Here is a 24,173-nt window from a genome sequence, read left to right as displayed (position 1 = left end):
CAAGGATGCTTTAATAAAAGGTTTGTGTCATTTTGAATAATTTACTTTTGATAAGTCTATTATCAATTACCGGGGGCCACTTACCTTTTCATAACCAGAAGCATTAACGAAATTTACCTATTTGTATTTTTAAACATGTCGATTGTTTTTTGAATATTATGGATGAAAATTATGGTCGGGAGATGAAGAGGAATGGAAGAAGTAGAAGAAATACAATATCGTGAAGAGTTGCTGGAATGGTGTGATAACATTTATTTGCATTGGGAAAGAATGAAACCAAGGTTTTCAAAATTATTTGATTTGAAGACCTTAGAGGAATGGGAAGAGTCATGTCGTGGGTTGAAAGAAAAATTACAGATAGATACAGAAGCTGATCTTGATGAATATCACACAGCAAAAAACTTATATGAACAGTGGGAAATGTTGTATGGAGAATCAATAAGTGGTAAAGAAGACGTTAATTCCGATGTGAGGGAAGGTGTGGAGTTGTCCACTCAATCTGATCGCGAAATCGAATTGTCGGATCGGGAAAGTGATAAAGAGGACGAACTTATACAGGTGACAATTAATTTGGAAATACCGAGACAGGATTTAAGGAAAATTTTATTAGACTATAAAATGGAAGTCTAGCCATCCCAAATAGAGAGGGGTCAATGGCCTATTTGTAATTCGTATAGAGAAAACGCCAAACCCTAAGTTCAAGGTGTTGGCGTTTGTTCATTTTTTACTCTTTATAAATAGTTATTTACACAACACTATTATTAAATTCCAAGTATCAAAAACCAGACAAGCAAGATCTCAATCTTCCAGAAAGTCCAGTAGACGTCCCAACATCGTTAATTATAGATGGGGAAATTTTATGGGATAATTTACATGAACTCGGATTTGATCAACAGTGGTTAGATAACCAATTAACTACTAATGGATATAATAATGTAAAGCGTATACTCTATGCAGATTGGCGAGAGAGTGAAGGCATACATGTAAGTCCTAAATAAAATTTGTTAGGATAAGAGCACATCAATTTTCTTGATGAATATAAACTTTAGTCTTCAACAATCAAGCGCTTTAATGAAGTAACTAAAGCCTAATTTTTCACTTATAACACCGAGAAATTAGACTTTTTATATTTTGATATCCTTAACGTTGTAAATCCGCATTTTCCTGACGCTACCCCTATATGAAGCTACCAATCCTGTAGACGATTACATCACAGAAAAAGAAATACAGAAAGTAAAATAGTTTTGGGAATTAAGGGCCTGACCCCCATCGTACTAAAGCGTTAGCGCACTGGGGGTCAGGCCCTGCTTTTCTATATGAATTTATTCTTAAAACTAGTAGAAAAGATGACGGTGTATAAAGAGGAAAAAGTGATTGTAACTTTTCTAGATGGAACAGAAGTTGAGTGCCAGATTGATAAATAAGAAATGGGCTTGGAAATATCAATACCTCCAAGCCAAAATTGCTTTCCCCATTAATCAAGTGCTGTGTAGTTAAGTAGGTTGATGTTTTTAGTGTATTCAATGGTATCTTTCCGATATTCGATACATCTTTGTGTTCATAGTTTATCACTTCGAAACTTTGAATCCTTAAAGTGATTGTATCAAATCCATATGGTGGATTATGTGCTCCTTCAAACGTAGTAATTTGGACCGTTACATCATAATAATCATCCCGTATATTTTGGGTAATATCAATAATTCCTCCATCATGATAGAAAAGCTTTGGTTTTCCATAAAATGTTTTTGTGGCATTAAGGATTTCTTTTTTATTAAGGGGTACCCCCATACATAACTTGTTCATTTGTAAGTGTAAATTTATTTAAAGATTATATATTAACCTATTATGTTCGATAAACATCGGGGCAGGATGATTCTGTAGGAGAGTAAAAACAGTGTGATTTATAGCGCCCAGCATTCCATTGATTATACCATTGTGCAGGGCAACTACCTTCTGGTTTAAAGAACCATAATGAGTATGTCGCTGGATGAAATCGTTCTCCTTTAATTAGTCTCCTTGCTAACCTAATTTCTGTTTCTCTAGCTTCTTGGTAAAAATATCCTCTTATAGTTGCTTCAAATCCTCCAGGTCGTTGAAAAACTTTCCTACAAAAAATCTATTATAAATTTTCCATTAGACGTTTTTTGATTAATTCATAATCGTCCCTAGTAATACCAGGAGCAAATTCTTCAGGTAACTCCTCTAAGTTTGGAATTGGTCCGCCTTCAGGAGTACCAATTTTCACTTCAAGTGGTTGCCCATTTTCCGGATTTGTTCCTTTCCAAATCATTCCGATATCCCTGTATTCTGTTTCGCTCCATGTGAATAGCACATTGCTTAAGCCTTTTTCTATGAACGGTCTGGCATAATCAAATTTTGAGTTATCAAGATTTGGAACTGGAAGCATTTTCGTCAAGTCTACCCCTGTAGCAATTTCGATTGCTTTCGCATAGGCGAGGATATGTGTTCCTCCACGAACAAGTAAATACCCAATCATGGTTCTAGCAACTGGGTTATCAGTCATCTCATAAACTCTCATTTTATGTGTACGTGCACCAATCTCTAGAAAAAAGTTATGTGTTAAATCTAAAACCAGATTTCCACTATTAAAAACATTATCACCAGTCCAAGGTCTTCCCATTGAATCACCTGGTATAGCCGTTTGAGCTGTAGAAATAAAATGGTGGGTGTTTCTCGCATCCTTCCCATTTTGAAGTGGAGTGATATCCGGATTCCCTGGAAAAGTATTACCTACCGATAACAAATTAATCGTATTAGAAACAAGTTCTACATGACCAAATTCTTCTGCTGTAATGCTTGCCACTAACTCATAGAATGGTTTTAGCTTTTTTTTATTTCTGAAGTTAAAAGACTGAAACATATAGTTATTTAAGGTAGACATCTCCCCAAACTTGCCACCCAAGAGTTCTTGTACTGCTGCTGCAGCATTCATATCGCCGTGTGCGGGTATAGGAAGTTCAATTGCCAATTTATTTATTCTTTTAAACATTATTTCCCCTCCACTTCCTTTTTGTTAACCAGGAAAAACCCAAATAATTTGCTGGGTACGAATAAAAAAGGGAGTTCCGTTAGATTCGACAACAATGTGATCTGGCAATACATTTTTCAAGGAGCCACGAACGCTACCTCTTATGGTTTGAACAGTAACAATTTTACCAACAATGGTTGTTAATGTCTGATAAACATATGGATCATAAAAGCTTAACAGGTTGTTGTTTGTCATTTAGATCCTCCTATTCTAAAGTCATTCTTACTGAGTATATGTTTCTCGATATGAAAAAAGACTGAAAAACAACTGTTCAATTTGACTCTTGTTGTTAAATACTATCCTGAAAATAATAAACGGCAATAGCACATTTTTTGCAATACGAAACTAGGCCTAGCAATACCTAATTTTTTAAACTGGACCTAGGAATGACTAATCTAATCCTTTTATGTACGAATTTATACTATGGCTCGCATACGCCGATGTAATTGACAATAAAATTGAAAAGATAAAGCAAGGGCTTGTAGAGTTCAAGAATAAACTTTATGGCACAGGTAATGCCATTCAAAGTATAACGAAAACTCTTGACAAACTATTTCAACGTCAGGACGAACTGTTTCAACGTCAAGACAATATTATCAAGCTACTGGAAGTTGTGTATAACAATTTATAATTATATGGAACACCAGTAAATCTCGGGCCTATTTCAAAAATTAGAAGTCATTAAGCCGCACTCGAAAGATGGACAAAGATATATTGAAGTTGTATTTATTTATCGCTTTGAAAAATCTGTTGAAACATGTGCCGATATGATTAATTGCGACAGGAGCACCTAATTGGTATGTAAATAAATTAGCAGCAGAGTTAAGCAACAAAGGTGATGACAAACTATTCAAAACCTTATCATTACTTATTCCAGAGGAAGAATTAAAACCAGAATTAAAGAGTATAAAGGGTGGCTATAAAGATATTGATGTGGTCACTGTTTCCGAACAACTAAATCAAAAAGGGATACTGGAGGATGTGGGCGGCGTAACCTATCTTACTCAATTAGCTGGCTCAGTACCAACTACAGCGAATACCATTTATTATTGTGATTTGGTAAAATCGAAATCCTTGCGTAGGCGAGGAATTGAAGCAGCAAAAAATATAAGATATTTATCGGAGGTACAGGAATTTGAATATGACGAGACATTTTTGACAGAAGTAGAAAATCAGGCTTTAAAAATCCGATCAATGGCGTTCTCATTACTCGCATCTCATTGGGAAGCTTCTCGAAAATGTACATCAAGTATTGATAAGGATTAAGCCCATTTTCTTTGGCTGTTTCTACAATACTATAAGTCACAGCACTAGCCTTCGCTCCTTTCGGAGTGTTTGCAAAAATCCAGTTTTTCCTTTTATGTACTTAAACACATAAAAGAAAAAACTGGCTCTTTTCCGTCAGTGAAGTTGGTGCAAAAGCCAACGCCATCTGTTTAAGTATCGCAGAAATGGCAAAAGCAAACGGAGTGGATTTCTATCGTTATCTCTTGAAGTTACTGACAGATTTTCCGAATCTTGATATCTATCCACATTCGGAAATTTTAAATCAATATATGCCTTGGTCAAAAATGATTCAAGCAGAATGTGGCAGATAAAATGAAATCACCGTATATCTGATTAAAAAAATCATGATATACGGTGATTTATGATGCGTACGGTTAAGGTATGCTTATTTTTTATAGTTTGGGCTTACAAAAGAAAAGGGGTTGTCCGAAAAGTGAGTAAAAGCTAATTTTTCGGACCCCTTTTTTTATCTTTTTTCTAAAAAAATGCACAAAAAAAACATCCTTTTTAGTAAAATGAAGTTACCACACAACATTAAAAGAAAGGATGATTTTTTTGTGCAATCAAATGATTACTACTGAAAATTATAACACGCAAATGACATTACTTCCAGTTCTAGAAGGGAATGAGATGGAGAAAAAAAACAATAAAAGGCAATTATCCCCAACGTTCAAACCTTACAACAACCGTCAAATCCAAGCAATTTTTGATTTAGAATCCTTCATTCCAGCTCATCATGTGGCCCGTGTGATAGATGAAATGGTAGAGGCTGTTTCGGACAAAATTCTATTCTCCCATTATAAAGGTGGAGGACGAAGCTCTTATCATCCTAAAATGATGCTTAAAATCATTCTATTTGGCTATTCTCAAAAAATTTATTCTTGCCGTGGGATCGAAAAGCTGATTACAGAAAACATCCCAGCGATGTGGCTAGCTGCGATGCAACAACCTGATTTCCGTACCATTAATGAGTTTAGAGGAGTACGGTTGAATGTTTTGATAGACGAGCTATTTGAAGTGATGATTCTAAAACTAATAGAAGAAAACTACATCACAATGGAAAACTACTTTTTGGATGGGACCAAAATCGAGGCCAATGCCAATAAGTATACTTTTGTATGGAAGAAATCAACCGAGAAATTTGAAGCTAAATTAAAAGAAAAAATTCAAGAAACCCTTCAACATATTCAGGAACTAACCCAATTGGAAGCTGGTATGATCCAAGGAGAAGTTCTTCTCAACGAAGACCACACGATACCTACTCTAGAAAGTGTAGCGGAGAAACTCGAGGAGAAAGTAGAAACGTTAACAGAGGAAATCGAAATAGAATCTTGTACACACATCCGTAAAGAAAAGCGAAAAGAACGTAGTACATTAAAGAAGTCAGTGAAGTTAATCCGACAGGATTTCATCGAGCGACTTGCCAAATATAAGGAACAGAACGAAATCTTTGGCGAACGAAACAGTTATTCAAAAACGGACAAAGATGGCACCTTTATGCGAATGAAAGAAGATCCTATGAAAAACGGTCAGCTAAAACCAGGATACAATGTTCAAATGGGGACAGAAAATCAATTTATCCTATTCTACTCGATTCATCAACGCCCAACTGACACACGTTGTTTTATTCCACATATGGAAAAGCTCGCCTCTACATCATTACCGATGCCTAAAACCGTCATTGCCGATGCAGGTTACGGAAGCGAAGAAAATTATGTTTATGCGGTAGGAGAAGAAAAAGAGCTACGTTTTGATTTTCTTATTCCTTATGGTTCCTACCTCCATGAACAAACACGTAAATTCAAAAATGATATCAAAAACGCTAAAAACTGGACTTATATGGAACAAGACGATTATTTTATTTGCCCAAATGGAAGGAAGGTTCTCTTTAAAAAATATCAAACCAAAAAAAATCGCTACGGTTATGAACAAAGTTTCAAAATCTATGAATGCGAAGACTGTACAGATTGTCCCTTGAAGGCCCAGTGCACAAAAGCCAAGGGAAATCGGCAAATTCACTGGAATACGATTTTTGAAGAAATGAAAACCAAAGCGAAAACAGCCCTTGAATGTGAAGAGAAGACCGCAATCTACGCTCGACGGAAAATCGAAGTAGAAAGTGCGTTTGGTCATATTAAGGGCAATCGGTCGTTCCGCAGGTTTTCGTTGCGGGGGCTCGATAAGGTTCATGCCGAGTTTGGGATTGTGGCATTGGCCCACAACCTATTGAAAGTAGCGGGCATCCGCCAGCTACTTTCAAAAATAAAACAACAGAATAGAAAAGCAAGAGGAGAAAAACGAGCCTTTTTCTCCTCTTGCCTTATTTTAGGGACTTTTCGGACAGCCCCTGGTAGGAATTTTTAATATTATTAGTCAGCTCATTTAAAATAATTTTTTTCTTTGCCTGAGGTAAATGGCAGCTTAAAATTAGCAAATCAACTAGGTCAGGTTGTTCCTCAGCAATTTCCTGTAAGTAATCCCTGCCAAACTCTTTCATAACAGGTAGCAAACTGCTCATTTTTAATGGAAATCCACATCAATTCTCTTTTTATTTGTTTGAGTTTGTTTAGGCATGATAACTTCTAGTACACCATCCTTATAAGAAGCCTTTATACCTTCCTCAGAAACAGGAGTTGGTAGTGTAATAGCTCTGTGAAAGCTACCTGTGTATCTTTCTCTCCTATGCATATTCTCTTCTTTAATCTCATTAGTTCTGTTAATTGAGCCACTAATTCTCAATACATTATTTTCAATATCAATGTTTACATCTTCTTTACTCTGTAAGCCTGGAATGTCACAAGTTGCTACTACCTCTTTATCTGTTTCATGAACATCCACTCTTATATTCCCCAATTGATTCATTTCATTGTCTAAATGAAAAGGGAAATCATTGAATAATCTGTCAAAATCTCTCCTAATGTTAGTTAATTGTCTAAATGGATCATAAGGTATTAATGCCATTTGTATCATCTCCTTAGTTATTTTTAACAAATATATTTTTCCCATTTACTATGTAATTATTCATTTAAGGGATAAGCTGAGTCAGTTTTAGAAAAGCATCCTATTACAGAAAAAGGAGAGCCTAATTAGCTCTCCTCAGTGTCATTAGTTTTAACCTCATATCCAAAAAGCTGTGACCTTTCTTTAGACCCAAGATGGGATTCTAACTCGAGAAAGCCTCCTTTAGCTGTTATTGAAGACAATGCAGCGAACGTTACTTCTTTATATAAATCCTCATTTGGGGGTAGCGTCAGGAAAATGCGAATTTACAACGCTAAGCCCATTTTCAAGACGATTCCCCCAGTTTTAACAACGTTAAGAAAGTTTCAATGGTCTTAAAGAATCTAACGAGACCATTTTCTCCGAATTAAAATGGTATTCTCCAAGTAAATTAATATGTTCCCAACCTAGAGGTGACATATGGTGCAATAATTCTTCATTAAAACTACCTGACCGTTTTTGATATTCAACTGCCTTTGTTAGATGTAAAGTATTCCAGATACTGATGGCATTGATAATGATGTTTAAGGCACTGGCCCTTTGCAATTGATGCTGTATGGTTCGTTCCCTAAGCTCGCCTTGTTTTCCGAAGAAAATAGCTCTTGCCAGTCCATTCATGGCTTCTCCTTTATTCAATCCTTTTTGTATTTTTCTTCTTAATGATTCATCCGAAATATAATTCAAAATAAAGATCGTTTTTTCTATTCGGCCCATCTCACGTAAGGCTGTAGCCAAGCTGTTTTGTCTTGAATAAGAACCTAATTTCCCCATAATAAGGGATGCTGAAACTGTTCCTTCCCTTATAGAATGAGCTAATCGCAAAACATCCTCATAATTCTCTTTAATGACCTTTGTATTTATTTGTCCACGTAAAATGACTTCTAATTTTGGATACTCACTTGCCTTATCTATTGTAAATAATTTCGAGTCTGATAAATCTCGTATTCTTGGAGCAAATTTAAATCCTAATAAATGGGTCAGTCCGAATATTTGGTCTGTGTAACCAGCCGTGTCTGTATAATGCTCTACTATATTTAGATCCGTCTCATGGTGTAACAAACCATCCAAAACATGAATCGCATCCATTGAATTAGTATGAATAATCTTTGTGTAATAAGAAGAAAATTGATCACTTGTAAAACGATAGATGGTGGCTCCTTTTCTAGTTCCATAATGTGGGTTTGCATCTGCATGTAGCGATGAAACGCCTATCTGCATTCTCATACCATCGGACGAGGATGTTGTACCGTCTCCCCAATAAGAAGACAATTGCAATTTGTGATGAAAATTTACTAATACGGCTTGGGCTTTATTCATTGCATCTTCATACATGCGCCATTGTGATACATTGGCCAATTGCTTATATGTAAGTCCGGGTGTTGCTTCAGCCATTTTGCTTAAACCAATATTCATTCCCATTCCTAAAAGAGCAGCCATAATAATAATTGTTTCTTCTTTATCCGGTTTTCGATTATTGGAAGCATGAATAAATTGCTCATGAAATCCTGTTATATAAGCAATATCCATCAGTAAATCGGTTAATTTTATTCTTGGTAGCATCTGATACAGGCTTGCACTAAATTTTTTTGCTTCTTCTGGAACATCTTTTTCTAAGCGTGCAATTGACAGCTTTCCTTTTTCAAGAGAAACCCCGTCTAACTTGTTGGAATTGGTAGCTAACCACTTTAACCTTTAGGCTGCTGGTTCTCTCCGTCATATAATCCTCGAATGATAAACTAACTGATAATCTTGTATTCTCCTTCGTTTGATTCCATGTATCTTCTGAAAACAAATATTCTTCAAAGTCTCTATATTGTCTGCTGCCAACAATGGAAACATCTCCTGCCCTAACATGCTCCCGAAGTTCTGTTAAAACAGCCATTTCATAGTAATGACGATTGATTGTTGTACCATCATCCTCGTATAAATGCTTTTTCCAACGTTTTGAAATAAAATCCACAGGTGAGTCATTAGGCACTTTTCGCTTTCCGGATTCGTTCATTCCACGGATAATCTCAACAGCTTGTAAAAGTGGTTCATTTGCTTTTGTAGAATGAAATTCCAATACCCTTAATAGCGTTGGCGTATATTTTCTAAGTGAATAAAATCGTTTTTGCAGTAAGTCTAAATAATCATAGTCGGCAGGGCGTGCAAGCTCCTGAGCTTCTTCGACCGAAGAGACAAAAGAATTCCATTCGATAACGGATTCTAAAACCTCAAAAACGTCTAATTTTTCCTTTTTTGCTTTGATTAAAGCTTGTCCGATGTTCGTAAAGTGTATAACTTTCTCATTCAGCTTTTTACCGTTTTGTTTCTGAATTTCCTCTTGAGCCTTACGGCCTTTTGATAACAGACTAAGTATTTGTCTATCATGAATTTCAAAAGCTTTATCCGTTAACTCTTGAGTAAGATGTAATAAATAGACGGTTAATATCGAATATCGCTTATTTTCTTGAAAGTCACGGAATGCATATGGCTCATATCTTGAGCCTAAGCGAGATAGTTGTAACAGGCGATTGCGATGCAAATGACTAATTTGTACCGTTTCTAATTCCATTCCTCGTATGTATTCGAGTCGTTCTATTACTTTTAGAAATGTTTCGGGTGAAGGATGACCCGGCGGTTCCTTTAACCAACCCAATATCGTTTTATTGGATTCGGATGGATGCTGCGAAGTAATGATCTCTTCAAGCTTTCCTTTTTGTTCATTTGTAAGAGATTGACTAACAGTATTAAACAGTTTCTTTTCAGCCATTGCCCTTGCTGTCACTTTAGGAGGTAATTTGCGCTTATTTTAAGTGCTATTTTGCACATCTGTTCATTTACAATCAAGTTGTTGAATCTTAATACTTTAAACACAGATAACACCGTTCTAAATGTAGAACGGTGTTAAAAAATAGTTGTTTAACTTTCTTCATCCTGTACCCATTTATCTCAAAATAAATAACAATAAAGTCGTTTAAAAACAAAGAGTTCTTCCACTATTTCGCCCGATTTGTTGAATAGATTTTTCATTATACATAACAAGAAATAATGCGTAGTAGACACAAGAAGCGCTACTGATCGGCGGCGCTTCGGACACAAAATGTTCAGTAAAAAAACCGACGAGATTGCCGGCTTCTACAAAATTAATGATCATTCATAAAATATAAAAATCAAACTGCATAATTTTGTTCGTCGGCTGAAGCTTGTGTAAATGCACCTTTAAGGGGTACGACCGAGGTACTTGTAAAAAAGGGTCATAGCATGGATTTTTTTTACATTTACAACCCTTTTTACTCTGTAGGGTAGGGTGGGGTCAGAAAAGTGCGGTTGTTGGTAGGATCCTAATAGGGGTAGTGTCATTGTTGCTACTCCTATTAAGGAATACTTAAACTAAATCACAAATTAAAGAAGAAACACATCTTAAAAAATGAGCATTGAACCTTTGCATAATAAGCAAAAGTCCTTTAAAATTTGTTAGCCGGGTAGAAAATGCTATAATGCTCTTATAAAAAAGAATGGATGCAAAATAGTTTAGGTAAGTTCTAAAACGATTTCTTTTATTCTTCGACAAACAGGCCAGATTCGTAATTTCTCAAGAGAATAATACAAGTCGCTGTAGGGGTTTTTGTGTTTTTTCACTTATGATCACTTTGATATACAAGACCTATTTCATCTCTCACTTTATCCAACACTTGTATCGTGGTGTATGAATTTTTATATGAGTTAGTATCAGACTCTGTTTTTCCTCGGTTGATTAATTCAATAAATTCTTTCACTTCGTAATACATAGCTGGATGAGATTGGTCGACTGTTAATTGTTCAACCGTGCCGTCAGTGTAGTGAATTTCTACTTTTTCAGCCGTATGAATCTTATCAATCATGATACTTCCTTTTTCGCCTTGAATTTCGCTTGGTAAATAAGAGTTCGTTATTTTGGAATACATCACAATCGCATCTTTATCATCATATTTTAAGATGACGCTACCTTCACCATCCACACCCGAATCAAGCATAATGCCAGTTGCCTTCACTTCTTTTGGTTCACCAAATAATGTAATAAGTGGATACAAACAATAGACACCAAGGTCCATTAATGAACCGTTCGCAAACTCTGGATTGAAGGCATTAAGGACAATTCCTTCTTTGTATTTATCATAACGAGATGAATACTGACAATAGCTTGCAAAGTATCTACGGATAGGACCAATTTTATGTAAATTATCTTGAATGACCTTGAAGTTTGGAAGTAATGTTGATTTCATTGCTTCCATTAATAGGGCGTTATGATCTTTTGAGGCTTGAATCATCCTCGCTACTTCGGTTGCATTAACAGCCAGTGGCTTTTCACATAACACATGTTTGCCATTTTGCAAAAATAAAATAGCTTGTTCTGCGTGATATGAATTGGGAGTAGCAATGTACACCGCGTCAATTTCTTGACTAACTGCCATTTCTTTTAGGTTTGTAAATATTTTTGTTACTCCATATTTACTTGCAAATTCTTCTGCTCTACTAATCGTGCGAGAATAAACAGCAGTTAGTTTAAAATCTTCTACATCATTTGCTGCTTCAAGTAATCTTTCTGTAATCCAATTAGTACCGATTACGCCGAATCGAACCATTTATTCAACCTCATTCCTTTGTTTTATAAAACGAAGAGTTTTGTTTACTACACTTATGAAGCGTTTTTCATCGCCAATAGGATTTTATTTTCCCATAAAAAAACTTATATAGACATGGGGCCTACCAGTGAAATATTGGTGATAACCCAAATAGGGCTCATACTGTGAGTGATGGCTAAATTCTTGGCTGTGCCCCACCCAATAATGATCTCTGATCCGGCCATAGAAGGGACTGAATCAGAGGCTATTTTTTCTTTCCTGTATGGACTGTGTTATTTGTAATATGCAGTAAAGACCGCAATTCATAAAAGAAATAAATGCGGTCTTTACGATGTTTCCATATTTTTTAAAGTGTACTCTATTCGAGATTGGCATGTTTGCCGTACATTTTAGTAGAGTCTAAGCCTTTTTTTTCCATAAAACGCAAGATCAATGCATCATAAAATAATAACATCGTTTGCTCAAAAAGTGACCCCATTGGTTGTATGGTCTTGTATTCACTTTCAGATTGATCTTTCGGTGATCCAGGCAATTTAATGATAATATCAGCTAATTTTCCAATCGTGGAGTCAGGGGAAATCGTTACAGCTGCGACCGTCCCACCTAAACTTTTTGCTTTTTCAGCGATTGAAACCAAGGTTTTCGTTTCACCTGAACCTGAACCGATGATCAACAAATCACCTTTTTCTAAATTTGCTGTTACAGTTTCACCGACTACATAAGCATCGATCCCCATGTGCATCATTCTCATCACGAAAGATTTGCCCATAAATCCAGATCTGCCCGCACCTGCAACAAAGATTTTTTTGGATTCCAGAATCTTATTAACCAACTTCTCTGCTTCTTCGTCAGAGATTAAGTCGACTGTCCGACTTAATTCTTGAACGACTTCAGCTAAATATTGAGTAGTTTTCATAGTTATAATTAACCTTGTTTAATTAATTCTTGCATTTTAGCTGCAACTGCTTTTTTATCGTCTTTGCTTGTGATACCGCCACCTACGATGACAAGATCTGGTTGTACTTTAATCACATCTGGAAGTGTTTCTAATTTGATTCCGCCTGCAATAGCAGTTTTCGCATTTTTTACAACGCTCTTAATGGTTGCAAGGTCTTCGAAAGAATTTTTTCCTACAGCTTGAAGGTCATAACCTGTGTGAACGCAGATATAATCTACTCCTAGTTCATCCAGTTCTTTCGCACGACCTTCAATGTCTTTAACTGCGATCATATCAGCAAGGATTTGTTTACCTTGTTTTTTTGCTTCTTCTACAGCACCTTTAATGGACTCGTCTTCAGCTGTACCAAGAATGGTGATGATGTCAGCGCCTGCTGCAGATGCTTGGCTAACTTCATATCCAGCTGCATCCATGATTTTAAGGTCAGCTAATACAGTTAAGTTAGGGAAGGCAGCTTTCACTTCCTTTACTGCTTTAAGGCCTTCATTAATCACAACCGGCGTGCCGATTTCTACAACATCTATATGATTTTCTACTTCTTTCACCAATTCAATGGCTCCTGGAATATCTACAAGATCTAATGCTAATTGTAATTTCATTTATTACTCGCTCCTTATATAATAGTATATTGTGCCGTATAGCTTTCTTTTGCACAGTGTTATTGTATCCAATTGATAGCTATTTACTAACGGTATGATACTCAGTATACTGGGTATGTTACTAAATTAAAAGTATGCACTTTTTTATCATATAGTAACAAAAAGTATACTATGGGACATAATAAGGGTTGGAGGTGAAATGAATGCCGAATCTTGGGGAAAAAGTGTTTAATTGTGAAAAAGAATTGACTCTTTCGATTATTGGTGGAAAATGGAAAATGTTGGTATTGTGGCATCTAGGAAAAGAAGGAACCAAACGTTTTGGTGAACTAAAGGCCCTCATGCCGGGTATCACTCAAAGAATGCTTGTTAATCAATTGCGCGAACTTGAAGACCATTTGATTGTTCATCGTGAAGTCTATCCTGTCGTTCCACCAAAAGTTGAATACTCACTCACTGAGTATGGAAGAAGTCTGATGCCTATTCTGGATGCTATGTATGACTGGGGTAAAGATTATATTGAGAATGTATTGGAAAAAGAAACAGAAAACAAATCGTCTATTCAGTAGAAAAAAGTGTTTCTCCTAGGGGTTCGAAAAAGTGTAAAAAAGTTCATATACTAACAAACCACGGTTAGCTATCTTAATAAAGATGCTGTCCGTGTTTTTTTATATCTCTACGTATTTAAAAGGTTGAAAAAACACAACATTTAAACACAACATTTAATAAAAGAATCAGTTACTAAAAAGCCAAGGGCAGCGAATCTTGTATAATCGCTGTCCTTGGCTTTTCACTCTTGGTATTGGATTCAAGTTTATAGTATTATTTTTAACACTATGTTATACCAATGTATCTATATGTTAATAAAGTGCGTACTTTCAAAAATATAACATACGTAATATACTGATTTTGCTCAAGTAATAGCGAGCTTAAAGAATACTACCAAACCTTAAGGGAATACTGCTACAAGCATGGTGAGATGAAGTGAAACTTCATTTAATAATTTATACATGTTGTTGCTTTTTACGAAAGGAGAGATCCGCATGGAAAGGTTCAAAACTAAGCAGCGAAAAGTTTGTGAAAGATGTCTAATCATCACCATAAATAATGAAACCTGTCCAAAATGTGGACATTCTCAATTAAGAGATATCATTATTACCGGACAAGCTGGGAGAAATAAACGAAACTTACATCCAAAAGTAGGATAACGCAATAGCGAAAATCCTTGTTGTTTTGTAGGGAAAACGAAGAAAATCAGACATTTTTCTATTTGAAAATGCTTTGAAAAAGTGGAGGAATGAAAAGTGGATTCTATGACGTTTGTCTTATTTGGGGCAACTGGGGATTTAGCTAAGCGAAAAATCTACCCTGCCTTGTTTAATTTATATTTGAATCAAAAATTACCAGATTCTTTTTTGATCATTGGTGTAGGAATAGACGAAATGTCTGATGTTGATTTTCAAAACCATGTAACAGACTCGCTATACACTTTTTCTAGACACTTGATAAATGATAAATCCGAAAAACAAGAGTTTGTAAAGGCATTTCGTTATTGCCAGTTAGATTTCACGAATGCTGAAGGGTATAAGAAGTTAGTTGAAGTCGTTCAACAAAATGAAAAAGACCAGAGTATTGAAGAGAATCGAATGTTTTATCTTTCTGTTGCTCCTGAATTCTTTGATGTAATTGCTTTGAACATCAAGGAGAGTGGATTAGGCTCGACAAAAGGATGGAAACGATTAATGATCGAAAAACCATTTGGGCGTGATTTAAAATCTGCTCAAGATTTAAATGAAAAACTAAGCAAAGCTTTTGAAGAAGACGAAATTTTCAGGATTGACCATTATCTTGGAAAACCGATGGTTCAAAACCTTGAAGCTTTAGAATTTGCCAACCCTGTGCTGCAATCACTATGGAACAATCGGTATATTGCCAATGTGCAAATAACGGCTAGTGAAACGGTTGGTGTAGAAGAGAGAGCTAGTTATTATGAAAAAGCAGGGGCTATTCGTGATATGGTCCAAAATCATATGATGCAGCTGTTGATGATGACGGCCATGCATCAGCCAAAACAGATGAGCACGAACGATATCCGTACAGTGAAAAGAAAAGTTATGGACTCTCTTCGGCCTGTACAGAAAGATACTGTAGGTATCCACGTTGTTCGTGGTCAATATGGACCGGGGGAAATAAAGGGTAAACCTGTAGTCGGATATTTAGAAGAACCTGGAGTGAATGCTTCTTCCACAAACGATACATTTGTGGCTGCTCGTTTATGGATTGATAGTTCATTCTGGGATGGGGTGCCATTTTATATCCGGACAGGAAAAAGAATGAAGGAAAAGTCGACGCGGATTGTGATTGAATTCAAGAATCCAACGAAAAATGTGTATACTAACGAGAATCAATTTGCAGAACCCAATCTATTAGTTATCAAAGTAAGTCCAAATGAGGGTGTGTCGATGCAATTAAATAGCAAAAATTTAACAAATGGAAATTTGGAGCCGATAATTGTTGACTTCTCAGCAAGTACAAAAGACATACCAGAAGCTTATGAACTCTTAATATTCGATGCTCTGCGTGGGGACTCTACCTTCTTTGCTCATTGGGACGAAGTTGAATTATCTTGGAAATGGGTACAGCCCGTTTTAGAGGCGTTTGAGGAAAATGCCCTTCCACTCCACCTATATCAAGCCGGTTCGATGGGGCCACAAGCTGCTTCGCAATTATTGGAGGAGGATGGTTTTAAATGGTGGGAAACCAGGGGGGGAGTTTAATCCGCACCTCCCTGGAAGGCTATTGGTATGAAGAGAGCAAACCGAGGTTGGATTTGACAGATAATTGTTACGCGATTTACCCAAGGAACTTAAAGTATTTGTTGAATCCTTATGGTTCCATAAGGAGACCATGAAGAACAACAAATGGGTAGCATAATAATACACGCTATTTTTTGTAATTTAAAGGAGGAAACTCAAGTGAAAGTAGGATTAATTGGATTAGGGAAAATGGGTATGAACTTAGGAAAAAACTTAATTGACAATAAACACCGTGTAATGGCGTTTGATCTAAATACAAATACTATTGAAGAAATTAAAAAATATGGAGTTGAAGGAGCATCCAGTTTACAAGATCTTGTTCAATCATTAGAAAAGCCACGAGTTGTTTGGATAATGGTCCCACACTCCGTCGTTGATTCAGTTATTAGTGAAATCACACCATTTCTAAGTGAAGGAGATATCGTCATTGAAGCTGGTAATTCGCATTATAAGGAATCCATTCGTCGTTACGAACAGTTGAAGAAAGTTGGAGTGAGCTTTATGGATGCCGGTACTTCTGGGGGGATGGAAGGTGCTCGCTATGGTGCTTGTTATATGATTGGTGGAGATCCTGAAGCATGGAGCATTGTCGAGCCGATTTTTAGAGATACAGCTGTAGATAATGGGTATTTATATGCTGGGAAATCTGGTAGTGGCCACTTCTTAAAAATGGTCCACAATGGAATAGAATACGGAATGATGGCCGCCATTGGTGAAGGATTCGAAGTCCTGGAAAAAAGCGATTTCGATTTTGACTATGAAAAAGTGGCACGGGTGTGGAATAACGGTTCTGTCATCCGCTCATGGCTCATGGAATTGACAGAACGCGCATTTTCTAAAGATGCAAAATTAGATGAAATTAAGGGCATTATGCATTCTTCTGGGGAAGGGAAATGGACAGTTGAAACCGCTTTGGATCTTCAAACAGCTACCCCTGTTATCGCTATGTCTTTACTAATGCGTTACCGTTCATTAGACAATGATACATTTACAGGTAAAGTGGTAGCTTCCCTTCGTAATGAATTTGGCGGACATGCTGTGGAAAAATCATAAAGTCATCTGCTGTATATGTCTTTCGTTAAAATGAGCCGGAAATTCATTGGATTTTTAGTTTGGTATATCCCAAAAATTGGTAGATTTACTTAAGTCGTTGATAGTGCTAACTATGTTGATTGAAGCGGAAGGAGCGAGACTCCTCGAAAATGCATTCACATTTTCTCGTGCGGTGCCTATTCACGGATGATGATTCAACGTCCTGTGGGAAAAACAGGACAAGGGAGACCCCGCAGCCGCACAGCGCCGAGGAGGCTCCCGGCTCGCCCGCGGAAAGCGAGCACCTGGAGCCAACAGACAAGTTTAACAGAGCCAAAAAAATAAAACAATATTGAGGTGTGACATCATGAACGTATTGGATGCAAAAATCATTAACACACAATATGGTTTAGAAACCTATTTAGACATGGTGAAGAATATCGAAGTAAAAGAACTCCATTCTCCATCAGATAATGAGCCCTTTTATGAAATAGTATTAGGGATAGAGTATTTTCTTCTAAGGGACGGAAAATACTATGATAGTGAAAGGAATTATTTTCGGATTCAAATGAGCGAAGATTTTAATTCAATCACGTTAAGAGAGACAGATACCGAAAGTTTATTTGCTGTCAAAACCGAACACGAGAGAGACTCAACTAAGCTACTGGTTGGAGAATGGCTTATAAAAACCAATGCTTTCAAGCAAGTAATAAGTGAACTGATCCAACAAAAGAAAATGGAGAATGTTCAAAATGAGGGAGACACTCGAAAAGTATTAGGAACGATAAGATTCTTGGAAATATTACTTGAAATCAAAACAGAAGACATACTAAGTGCCGATGTAGAGAGGGACCATTGAGTTTTCTTAATACTAACTATCTTTTAATGTACGCTATTGATAATTACACGGTCCCACTAAGGATTTTTCAAAATTGAAAAGGGGGAGTTTAAATGTGTTTTTAAAAACTTCCCTTATATACTGTAGAAAAGGAGAATGCACTAACATGAAACGTTTTACTATGCCGAGAGATCTTTTTTACGGAGAAGGATCTCCGATTGAAGCAGCTAAGCTAAATTTGATTGAAAGGGGAAGTAATGTATGACTATTTCGTTTGATTACTCCAATGCATTAGCATTTATGAAAAAGAGTGAAGTAGATAATCTAAGTGAATTTGTAAAAGTGGCTCATAAAATGCTACATGAAAAAACAGGCCCCGGCTCTGATTATCTTGGTTGGGTCGATTTGCCACTAAACTATGATAAGAGTGAATTTGAAAGAATTAAACAAGCTGCTGAAAGAATCAAGAAACATTCAGACGCAATGGTTGTAATTGGTATTGGTGGTTCGTACCTGGGGGCAAGATCGGCTATAGAATCTCTGTCCCATAGCTTTCATAACCAGATGAACAATAAGACACATGTTTATTTTGCCGGTCAGAATATCAGTTCTACTTATATATCTCATTTATTTGAACTATTAGAGGGGAAAGATATCTCTGTTAACGTCATTTCTAAATCAGGAACAACGACAGAGCCAGCCCTTGCTTTCCGTATTTTCCGTGACTATATGGAGAAAAAATACGGAAAAGAAGAGGCGAGAAAACGTATTTTTGCTACTACAGATCAGAAAAAAGGCGCATTAAAAAAGCTTGCGGACGAAGAAGGATATGAAACGTTCGTTATTCCGGATGATGTTGGTGGAAGGTATTCTGTGCTAACAGCAGTTGGTCTCTTACCAATTGCCGTAGCAGGACTTGATATTGATCATATGATGGAAGGGGCAGCAGCAGCAGCCCGTAAATACAACAATCCTGATTTATTGACAAATGAGAGCTATCAGTATGCTGCGGTCCGAAATGTACTCTACAATAAGGGAAAAGCAATTGAAGTGCTTGTTAACTATGAGCCCTCCCTTCACTACGTATCGGAATGGTGGAAGCAGCTGTTTGGGGAAAGTGAAGGAAAAGATCAAAAGGGGCTATTCCCTGCTTCCGTTGATTTTTCAACGGATTTGCATTCCATGGGGCAATATGTACAAGAAGGTCGACGAAACCTTTTAGAAACGGTTTTACAGATTAAGAAACCTCGAATTGAAGTGACTATTCAGGAGGATCCAGAAAATATTGATGGATTAAACTTCCTGGCAGGTAAGACGATGGATGAAGTCAACAAAAGTGCATTTCAGGGTACCCTTATGGCCCATATAGATGGAGAAGTACCTAATCTCGTGATTGAACTGGATGAAATGAATGAATACACTTACGGTGAGATGGTTTACTTTTTTGAGAAGGCATGTGGGATTAGTGGCCATCTATTAGGAGTTAACCCATTTGACCAGCCTGGAGTCGAAGCATACAAGAAGAATATGTTTGCTTTACTTGACAAACCTGGTTTTGAAGCAGAAAAAGCTACTCTCATGGAGCGTTTATCAAAATAATTATATCTGATTGGTTTTGTATTAATAAAAAGATTGTTACCAAAAACCATATTTTTTGTAACAATATTTATGAGAAATACTGATGCTTGATTTTACTAATTTTATAGGTTACCAAAAATAATTACCAAAAGTTTTACCAAATACTTTTACAAAAATGATGTCTCTTGTACAATTAGATTATTAAATTGTGCAGGAGGCTTCTTTATGATAATCGGTTATGCTCGAGTTTCGACAGTTGACCAAAATTTAGACCGACAAATTATATTACTTTCTGAGTACGGCTGTGAAAAAATGGTTCAAGAGAAATTTACTGGGACTACAAAGGATAGAGATGGACTTAACTCATTGCTAGATGTAATAAGGAAAGGTGATACCGTTGTAGTAGAAAGTATTTCACGCTTAGGGAGAAAAACACTTGATATTCTTTCTATTATTCAGCAATTCGAGGATACTGGTGTAAAGTTCGTTTCTATTAAGGAGAACATGGATACAAGAACATCAACAGGAAAAGCCATGTTTCAAATGATGTGTGTCATCGCAGAGTTAGAAAGAAATTTAATTGTAGAAAGAGTTAAAGAAGGGTTAGAAGCGAGTAAAAGAAGAGGAAAAAAACTAGGAAGGCCTAAAGTGGATCAAGGGAAAATTGAAATAGCCTTGAGGATGTATGACAGTAAAGAATACTCGGTAAAAGAAATTGTAGAAGGTACAGGACTTTCACAGGGATCATTATATCGAGCGATTAATAAAAGAAAACTAGAGAAGCAAATTAAAAATCTCTTATATTTTTAGGGAATTATGTGACGGACTAGGGCAGCTACTCTGTCACCACCCCCAACTTAATTTGAATGGAGTTGGTAATTTGGCATCTATAGAACGTACGGCTTATCCAAGATTTAAAAAACGTCCTACTTCAAAAGAACTTCGTGATGTTTACTCCCCTACACCTGAAGAAAACCAATTTGCGCATAAAGTTGCTAGAGGACCTGTTTCAGTTCTAAGTCTATTAGTTATGTTAAAGTCTTTCCAACGACTTGGTTACTTTCCTCTACCGAAAGATATTCCTGTAGAGATCATGATTCATATTCGGACCTGTTTGAATCTCTCTGCTAGTGTTGAACCGAATTACAATAGTAAATCAATTTACCGACATCAAAAAGCAATTAGAGATTACCTCAATGTACGTCCTTATGGAAAAGAAGCCTTACATATTGCAACTACTTCAATTTATAAGGCTACACAGGTAATGGACAATCCAGCCGATCTTATCAACGTATCCATTGAAATATTAATAAAAGAAAGGTGTGAATTACCTGCTTTTAGTACATTAGATCGATTGGCTCGTCGTATAAGAACATTAGTGAATCACCAGTTATTTAATTCAGTATTTTCAAAATTGACTCCTGAAATTGAGCGAAAATTAGATCAATTACTAGTTACTAAAAATGATAATCGGACTTCTGAATATAACTTATTAAAAGAAATTCCAAAAAGCGCAACACTTTCGCATATGAAAGAAATACAAAATAGGTTACTTCTGTTAACTGATTTTATAGAAGAAATTGATAGCTTACTAGAGGATATTCCAAATTTAAAAATTAAACACTTCGCTTTAGAAGCAAAAGCGCTTGATGCATCAGAATTAAAAGACTTTAATTTAGCTAAAAGATATATGCTGCTACTTTGTATGATTTATCGCTCAAAAATTTCAGCTATAGATAGTTTGGTAGAGATGTTTCTCAAAAGAGTCAGAACTATACATAACAAAGGCAAAGAGGAGCTAGAACTTCTTCGAGAAAAACATAGATCAAAAACTGAAAATCTTATATCTGTTTTGGCGGAAGTCTTAAATGCCACAAGTATAAATGAGAACGATACCTTGACTGGTCAGAAAATAAGGGAGTTATTAGGGAGAAGAGGTGGTATCGACGCATTAAAAGAAGATTGTGAATCAATTTCATCATATAATGGCAATAACTACCTTCCTCTTTTATGGAAGTTCTATAAAAGCCACAGGAAAACTCTTTTTAGATTGATTAGTATGATTGAAATTAATTCAACCACACAGGATCAATCACTTTTAGAAGCTTTACAATTTTTACGTGATAATGAGAACCGAAAAATTGAAAATCTACAAATAGATTTGGATCTTTCATTTGCTAGTGAACAGTGGAAAAAAACGATTTATGTACCTAAAGAAAATAACTTAATCCATCGTAAACACCTTGAAATCTGTATTTTTTCCTATCTTGCAAGCGATTTAAAAACGGGAGACCTTTGTGTAAAAGGATCAGAGAATTTTGCTGATTACCGTGAACAGCTCCTTTCTTGGGATGAGTGTAAACCTATGGTAGATGAATACTGTAAGGAACTTGGCTTTTCTTCAAATTCAGGGGATTTTGTTCAACAATTAAAGCTCTGGCTAGGAGATACTGCACAAAAAGTAGATTTAAACTACCCTGATAACGGCCAGGTAATCATTAATGAAAATGGAGAACCAACGTTGAGAAAAATAATGAGAAAAGAACAACCTCAGACAAGTAAGGCGTTAGAGGTAGTTATTTCTCAACGTTTACCTGAACGAAATGTCTTAGATATTCTTTGTAATGTAGAACATTGGACAAATTGGACACGGCATTTTGGACCATTATCTGGTTCAGATCCTAAGCTTGAAAATGCAATGGAACGTTATATCATTACTTCTTTTGGATACGGATGTAATTTAGGACCAACACAGACTTCTAAGCACATGAAAAAAGCAGTAACCCCACACATGATTTCATTTGTAAATCGGCGACATATTAATGCATCTAAAATAGACGAAGCTATTCGTAATATTTTAAATCAATACAATCAATTTAGTTTGCCTAGACTATGGGGTGATGGAAAAACGGCTGCTGCAGATGGAACAAAATTTGATCTCTACGAAGAAAACTTAATCTCTGAATACCACATTCGATACGGAGGTTATGGGGGGATTGCATATCATCATGTTTCAGATACTTATATTGCACTCTTTAGTCACTTCATTCCATGTGGAGTTTGGGAAGCAGTTTATATTATTGATGGTTTGCTGAAAAATAAATCAGACATTCAGCCCGATACGTTACATGCTGATACGCAAGGTCAATCAACGCCTGTTTTTGCACTTGCACATTTATTGGGGATTAATTTAATGCCTCGTATTCGAAATTGGAAGGATTTAAAATTTTACAGGGCTGATAAGGACACAAAATATCACCACATTGATCAGTTGTTTAGTGATACCGTTGACTGGGACCTAATTGAAACACACTGGCAAGATCTGCTCCAAGTGGTTCTTTCTATAAAAGCTGGTAAAATATTACCCTCTACACTACTTAGAAAACTAAGTAACTATAGTAGAAAAAACCGATTATATCAAGCTTTTAGGGAATTAGGAAGGATTGTAAGAACTGTATTTTTGCTTAAATATATTTCTGATATAAAACTAAGAGAGCAAATTGGTGCTAGTACAAACAAAGTCGAAGCATATAACGGCTTTTCCAAATGGCTATTTTTTGGTGGCGATGGGATCATTTCAGAAAATGATCCAGAAGAACAAGAAAAGCGAATTAAATATAATGATTTAGTTGCCAACGCAGTAATATTCCAAAATGTATGTGATATAACACTTATTTTGTGGGAACTTTCTAAAGAAGGCTATGTATTTTCAAAAGAAGATATTGTCATGCTTAGCCCTTATCTGACTAGGCATATAAAACGTTTCGGAGACTATATGATCGATTTAGAAAATATTCCACAACCAATCGAGGGAGATATTCCTGTATAGTATATAAGAAAGTAAAGAGCAAGAAAGGGTTATAAATGGTAAACAATACCATACTATGACCCTTTTTTACATGTATCTCGGTCGTACCCCTTTAATAATTTGATTATTAGTACTCCTTGCTATCTTGTGATAAAAACCTACTGCTTTCTGTTTGTTCCCATTTCCTTTTTTGTTACTTTTGTTAATTCAGTTGTTAATTTGTCAATTTGCTGCTGCATCTTTTCAAACTTTTCATCTAATTCTTTTTGATCTTGTTTTTCTTTTTCTGAATTAATGATTTCCTCATCTATAACTGTTATCGCTTCTATAGTTGCAATGCCTTCTTCAATAGTAGTAAGAATAGCAGTTATTAGGGCAAGTCTAAGGCTAGAACTTATTGGCGATTGATCACTTTGTTCTGACTTTGAATTGGTATTATTCATATAATTGCCCCCTTTATCTGACATTGTTAGAAAGGTTTACATTAAACCTATGCTTTAGGTTCTGTAGTAATACATTTCCTTTGAATATTACTTACCTTGAATAAAATAGAAAAATAAAGGAATTTCAATTAGCAATTAATTGCGTAGTTCGTAGAGAT

Annotated in this window: 20 protein-coding genes and 4 pseudogenes; 13 read left to right on the top strand and 11 right to left on the bottom strand. The window is 36.0% G+C overall.

Annotated features, from left to right (window positions below):
* Positions 1-192: 192 nt before the first annotated feature.
* Positions 193-630: a hypothetical protein gene (locus tag NiCM35_RS20065; RefSeq protein ID WP_031538346.1), complete on the top strand. Its 438-nt coding sequence runs from the start codon at positions 193-195 to the stop codon at positions 628-630.
* Between the two features lie 107 nt (positions 631-737).
* A complete protein-coding gene (locus NiCM35_RS20060) occupies positions 738-998 on the top strand; it encodes a YetF domain-containing protein (protein ID WP_317616488.1) in 261 nt (86 codons plus the stop codon).
* Positions 999-1,251: 253 nt separating this feature from the next.
* Here NiCM35_RS20060 and NiCM35_RS20055 read toward each other — a convergent pair whose 3' ends face one another.
* From NiCM35_RS20055 to NiCM35_RS20040, 4 genes and pseudogenes are all read right to left on the bottom strand, one after another.
* Positions 1,252-1,788 (bottom strand): DUF3888 domain-containing protein, encoded by a 537-nt coding sequence (locus tag NiCM35_RS20055; protein WP_031538345.1) that lies wholly within the window; start codon positions 1,786-1,788, stop codon positions 1,252-1,254.
* 55 nt (positions 1,789-1,843) lie between these two features.
* Positions 1,844-2,101: pseudogene (locus tag NiCM35_RS20050) on the bottom strand (cell wall hydrolase); the annotation flags it as partial.
* An 18-nt stretch (positions 2,102-2,119) separates the two neighbouring features.
* The gene (locus NiCM35_RS20045) at positions 2,120-3,010 is read right to left on the bottom strand and encodes a manganese catalase family protein (RefSeq protein ID WP_031538344.1); all 891 of its coding nucleotides are present in this window, start codon (positions 3,008-3,010) and stop codon (positions 2,120-2,122) included.
* A 24-nt stretch (positions 3,011-3,034) separates the two neighbouring features.
* Positions 3,035-3,244, bottom strand: a complete 210-nt coding sequence (locus NiCM35_RS20040) for a YuzF family protein (RefSeq protein WP_031538343.1) — start codon at positions 3,242-3,244, stop codon at positions 3,035-3,037.
* Between the two features lie 738 nt (positions 3,245-3,982).
* On the opposite strand from NiCM35_RS20040, the gene NiCM35_RS20035 reads away from it, so the two are divergent.
* The gene (locus tag NiCM35_RS20035; RefSeq protein WP_031538341.1) at positions 3,983-4,315 is read left to right on the top strand and encodes a DnaB-like helicase N-terminal domain-containing protein; all 333 of its coding nucleotides are present in this window, start codon (positions 3,983-3,985) and stop codon (positions 4,313-4,315) included.
* Here the strand turns inward: NiCM35_RS20035 and NiCM35_RS20030 are convergent.
* Positions 4,272-4,406, bottom strand: a pseudogene (locus NiCM35_RS20030) (transposase domain-containing protein); the annotation flags it as partial. The gene NiCM35_RS20035 and the pseudogene NiCM35_RS20030 overlap by 44 nt on opposite strands.
* 22 nt (positions 4,407-4,428) lie before the next feature.
* On the opposite strand from NiCM35_RS20030, the pseudogene NiCM35_RS20025 reads away from it, so the two are divergent.
* Positions 4,429-4,647, top strand: a pseudogene (locus NiCM35_RS20025) (IS66 family transposase); the annotation flags it as partial.
* Between the two features lie 319 nt (positions 4,648-4,966).
* A complete protein-coding gene (locus NiCM35_RS20020) occupies positions 4,967-6,700 on the top strand; it encodes an IS1182 family transposase (protein WP_236691830.1) in 1,734 nt (577 codons plus the stop codon).
* A gap of 156 nt (positions 6,701-6,856) precedes the next feature.
* On the opposite strand, the gene NiCM35_RS20015 is transcribed toward NiCM35_RS20020, so the two are convergent.
* The 5 genes and pseudogenes from NiCM35_RS20015 to hxlA all read right to left on the bottom strand — a co-directional run bounded on the left by NiCM35_RS20015 (position 6,857) and on the right by hxlA (position 13,500).
* On the bottom strand, positions 6,857-7,297 hold the full coding sequence (locus NiCM35_RS20015) for an Hsp20/alpha crystallin family protein (protein WP_031538339.1): 441 nt from the start codon (positions 7,295-7,297) through the stop codon (positions 6,857-6,859).
* Between the two features lie 354 nt (positions 7,298-7,651).
* Positions 7,652-10,100: pseudogene (locus NiCM35_RS20010) on the bottom strand (Tn3 family transposase); the annotation flags it as partial.
* 856 nt (positions 10,101-10,956) lie between these two features.
* A complete protein-coding gene (locus NiCM35_RS20005) occupies positions 10,957-11,943 on the bottom strand; it encodes a Gfo/Idh/MocA family protein (protein WP_031538338.1) in 987 nt (328 codons plus the stop codon).
* A 358-nt stretch (positions 11,944-12,301) separates the two neighbouring features.
* Positions 12,302-12,859 carry a 6-phospho-3-hexuloisomerase gene (hxlB, locus tag NiCM35_RS20000; RefSeq protein ID WP_031538337.1) on the bottom strand — a complete coding sequence of 186 codons (558 nt, stop codon included), beginning with the start codon at positions 12,857-12,859 and terminating at the stop codon, positions 12,302-12,304.
* An 8-nt stretch (positions 12,860-12,867) separates the two neighbouring features.
* Positions 12,868-13,500 (bottom strand): 3-hexulose-6-phosphate synthase, encoded by a 633-nt coding sequence (gene hxlA / locus NiCM35_RS19995; RefSeq protein WP_031538336.1) that lies wholly within the window; start codon positions 13,498-13,500, stop codon positions 12,868-12,870.
* Between the two features lie 203 nt (positions 13,501-13,703).
* Between hxlA and NiCM35_RS19990 the strand changes: the two genes are divergently transcribed.
* The 8 genes from NiCM35_RS19990 to NiCM35_RS19955 all read left to right on the top strand — a co-directional run bounded on the left by NiCM35_RS19990 (position 13,704) and on the right by NiCM35_RS19955 (position 23,593).
* Positions 13,704-14,069, top strand: a complete 366-nt coding sequence (locus tag NiCM35_RS19990; protein ID WP_031538335.1) for a winged helix-turn-helix transcriptional regulator — start codon at positions 13,704-13,706, stop codon at positions 14,067-14,069.
* 474 nt (positions 14,070-14,543) lie between these two features.
* A complete protein-coding gene (locus NiCM35_RS19985) occupies positions 14,544-14,708 on the top strand; it encodes a hypothetical protein (RefSeq protein ID WP_155986760.1) in 165 nt (54 codons plus the stop codon).
* A 96-nt stretch (positions 14,709-14,804) separates the two neighbouring features.
* Complete coding sequence (gene zwf / locus NiCM35_RS19980; protein WP_031538334.1) at positions 14,805-16,277, top strand: glucose-6-phosphate dehydrogenase; 1,473 nt, start codon at positions 14,805-14,807, stop codon at positions 16,275-16,277.
* A gap of 198 nt (positions 16,278-16,475) precedes the next feature.
* Positions 16,476-17,369, top strand: coding sequence for a phosphogluconate dehydrogenase (NAD(+)-dependent, decarboxylating) (gene gnd, locus NiCM35_RS19975; RefSeq protein ID WP_031538333.1), 894 nt, complete (start codon positions 16,476-16,478; stop codon positions 17,367-17,369).
* Positions 17,370-17,715: 346 nt separating this feature from the next.
* Positions 17,716-18,207, top strand: coding sequence for a hypothetical protein (locus tag NiCM35_RS19970; RefSeq protein ID WP_031538332.1), 492 nt, complete (start codon positions 17,716-17,718; stop codon positions 18,205-18,207).
* A gap of 240 nt (positions 18,208-18,447) precedes the next feature.
* Entirely contained in the window at positions 18,448-19,785 is a 1,338-nt protein-coding gene (locus tag NiCM35_RS19965; RefSeq protein WP_031538331.1) for a glucose-6-phosphate isomerase, read from the top strand.
* Between the two features lie 204 nt (positions 19,786-19,989).
* Entirely contained in the window at positions 19,990-20,574 is a 585-nt protein-coding gene (locus NiCM35_RS19960) for a recombinase family protein (RefSeq protein WP_031538330.1), read from the top strand.
* A 70-nt stretch (positions 20,575-20,644) separates the two neighbouring features.
* On the top strand, positions 20,645-23,593 hold the full coding sequence (locus NiCM35_RS19955) for a Tn3 family transposase (RefSeq protein WP_031538329.1): 2,949 nt from the start codon (positions 20,645-20,647) through the stop codon (positions 23,591-23,593).
* Between the two features lie 137 nt (positions 23,594-23,730).
* On the opposite strand, the gene NiCM35_RS19950 is transcribed toward NiCM35_RS19955, so the two are convergent.
* Positions 23,731-24,015 (bottom strand): hypothetical protein, encoded by a 285-nt coding sequence (locus NiCM35_RS19950; RefSeq protein ID WP_031538328.1) that lies wholly within the window; start codon positions 24,013-24,015, stop codon positions 23,731-23,733.
* Positions 24,016-24,173 lie beyond the last annotated feature (158 nt).

Origin of the sequence: Niallia sp. M35 (assembly GCF_050971705.1) — a bacterium.
Taxonomy (GTDB): Bacteria; Bacillota; Bacilli; order Bacillales; family Cytobacillaceae; genus Niallia; species Niallia circulans_A.
The sequence above is the reverse complement of the archived record's forward strand: the minus strand, read 5'-3'. Positions and strand labels throughout refer to the sequence as shown.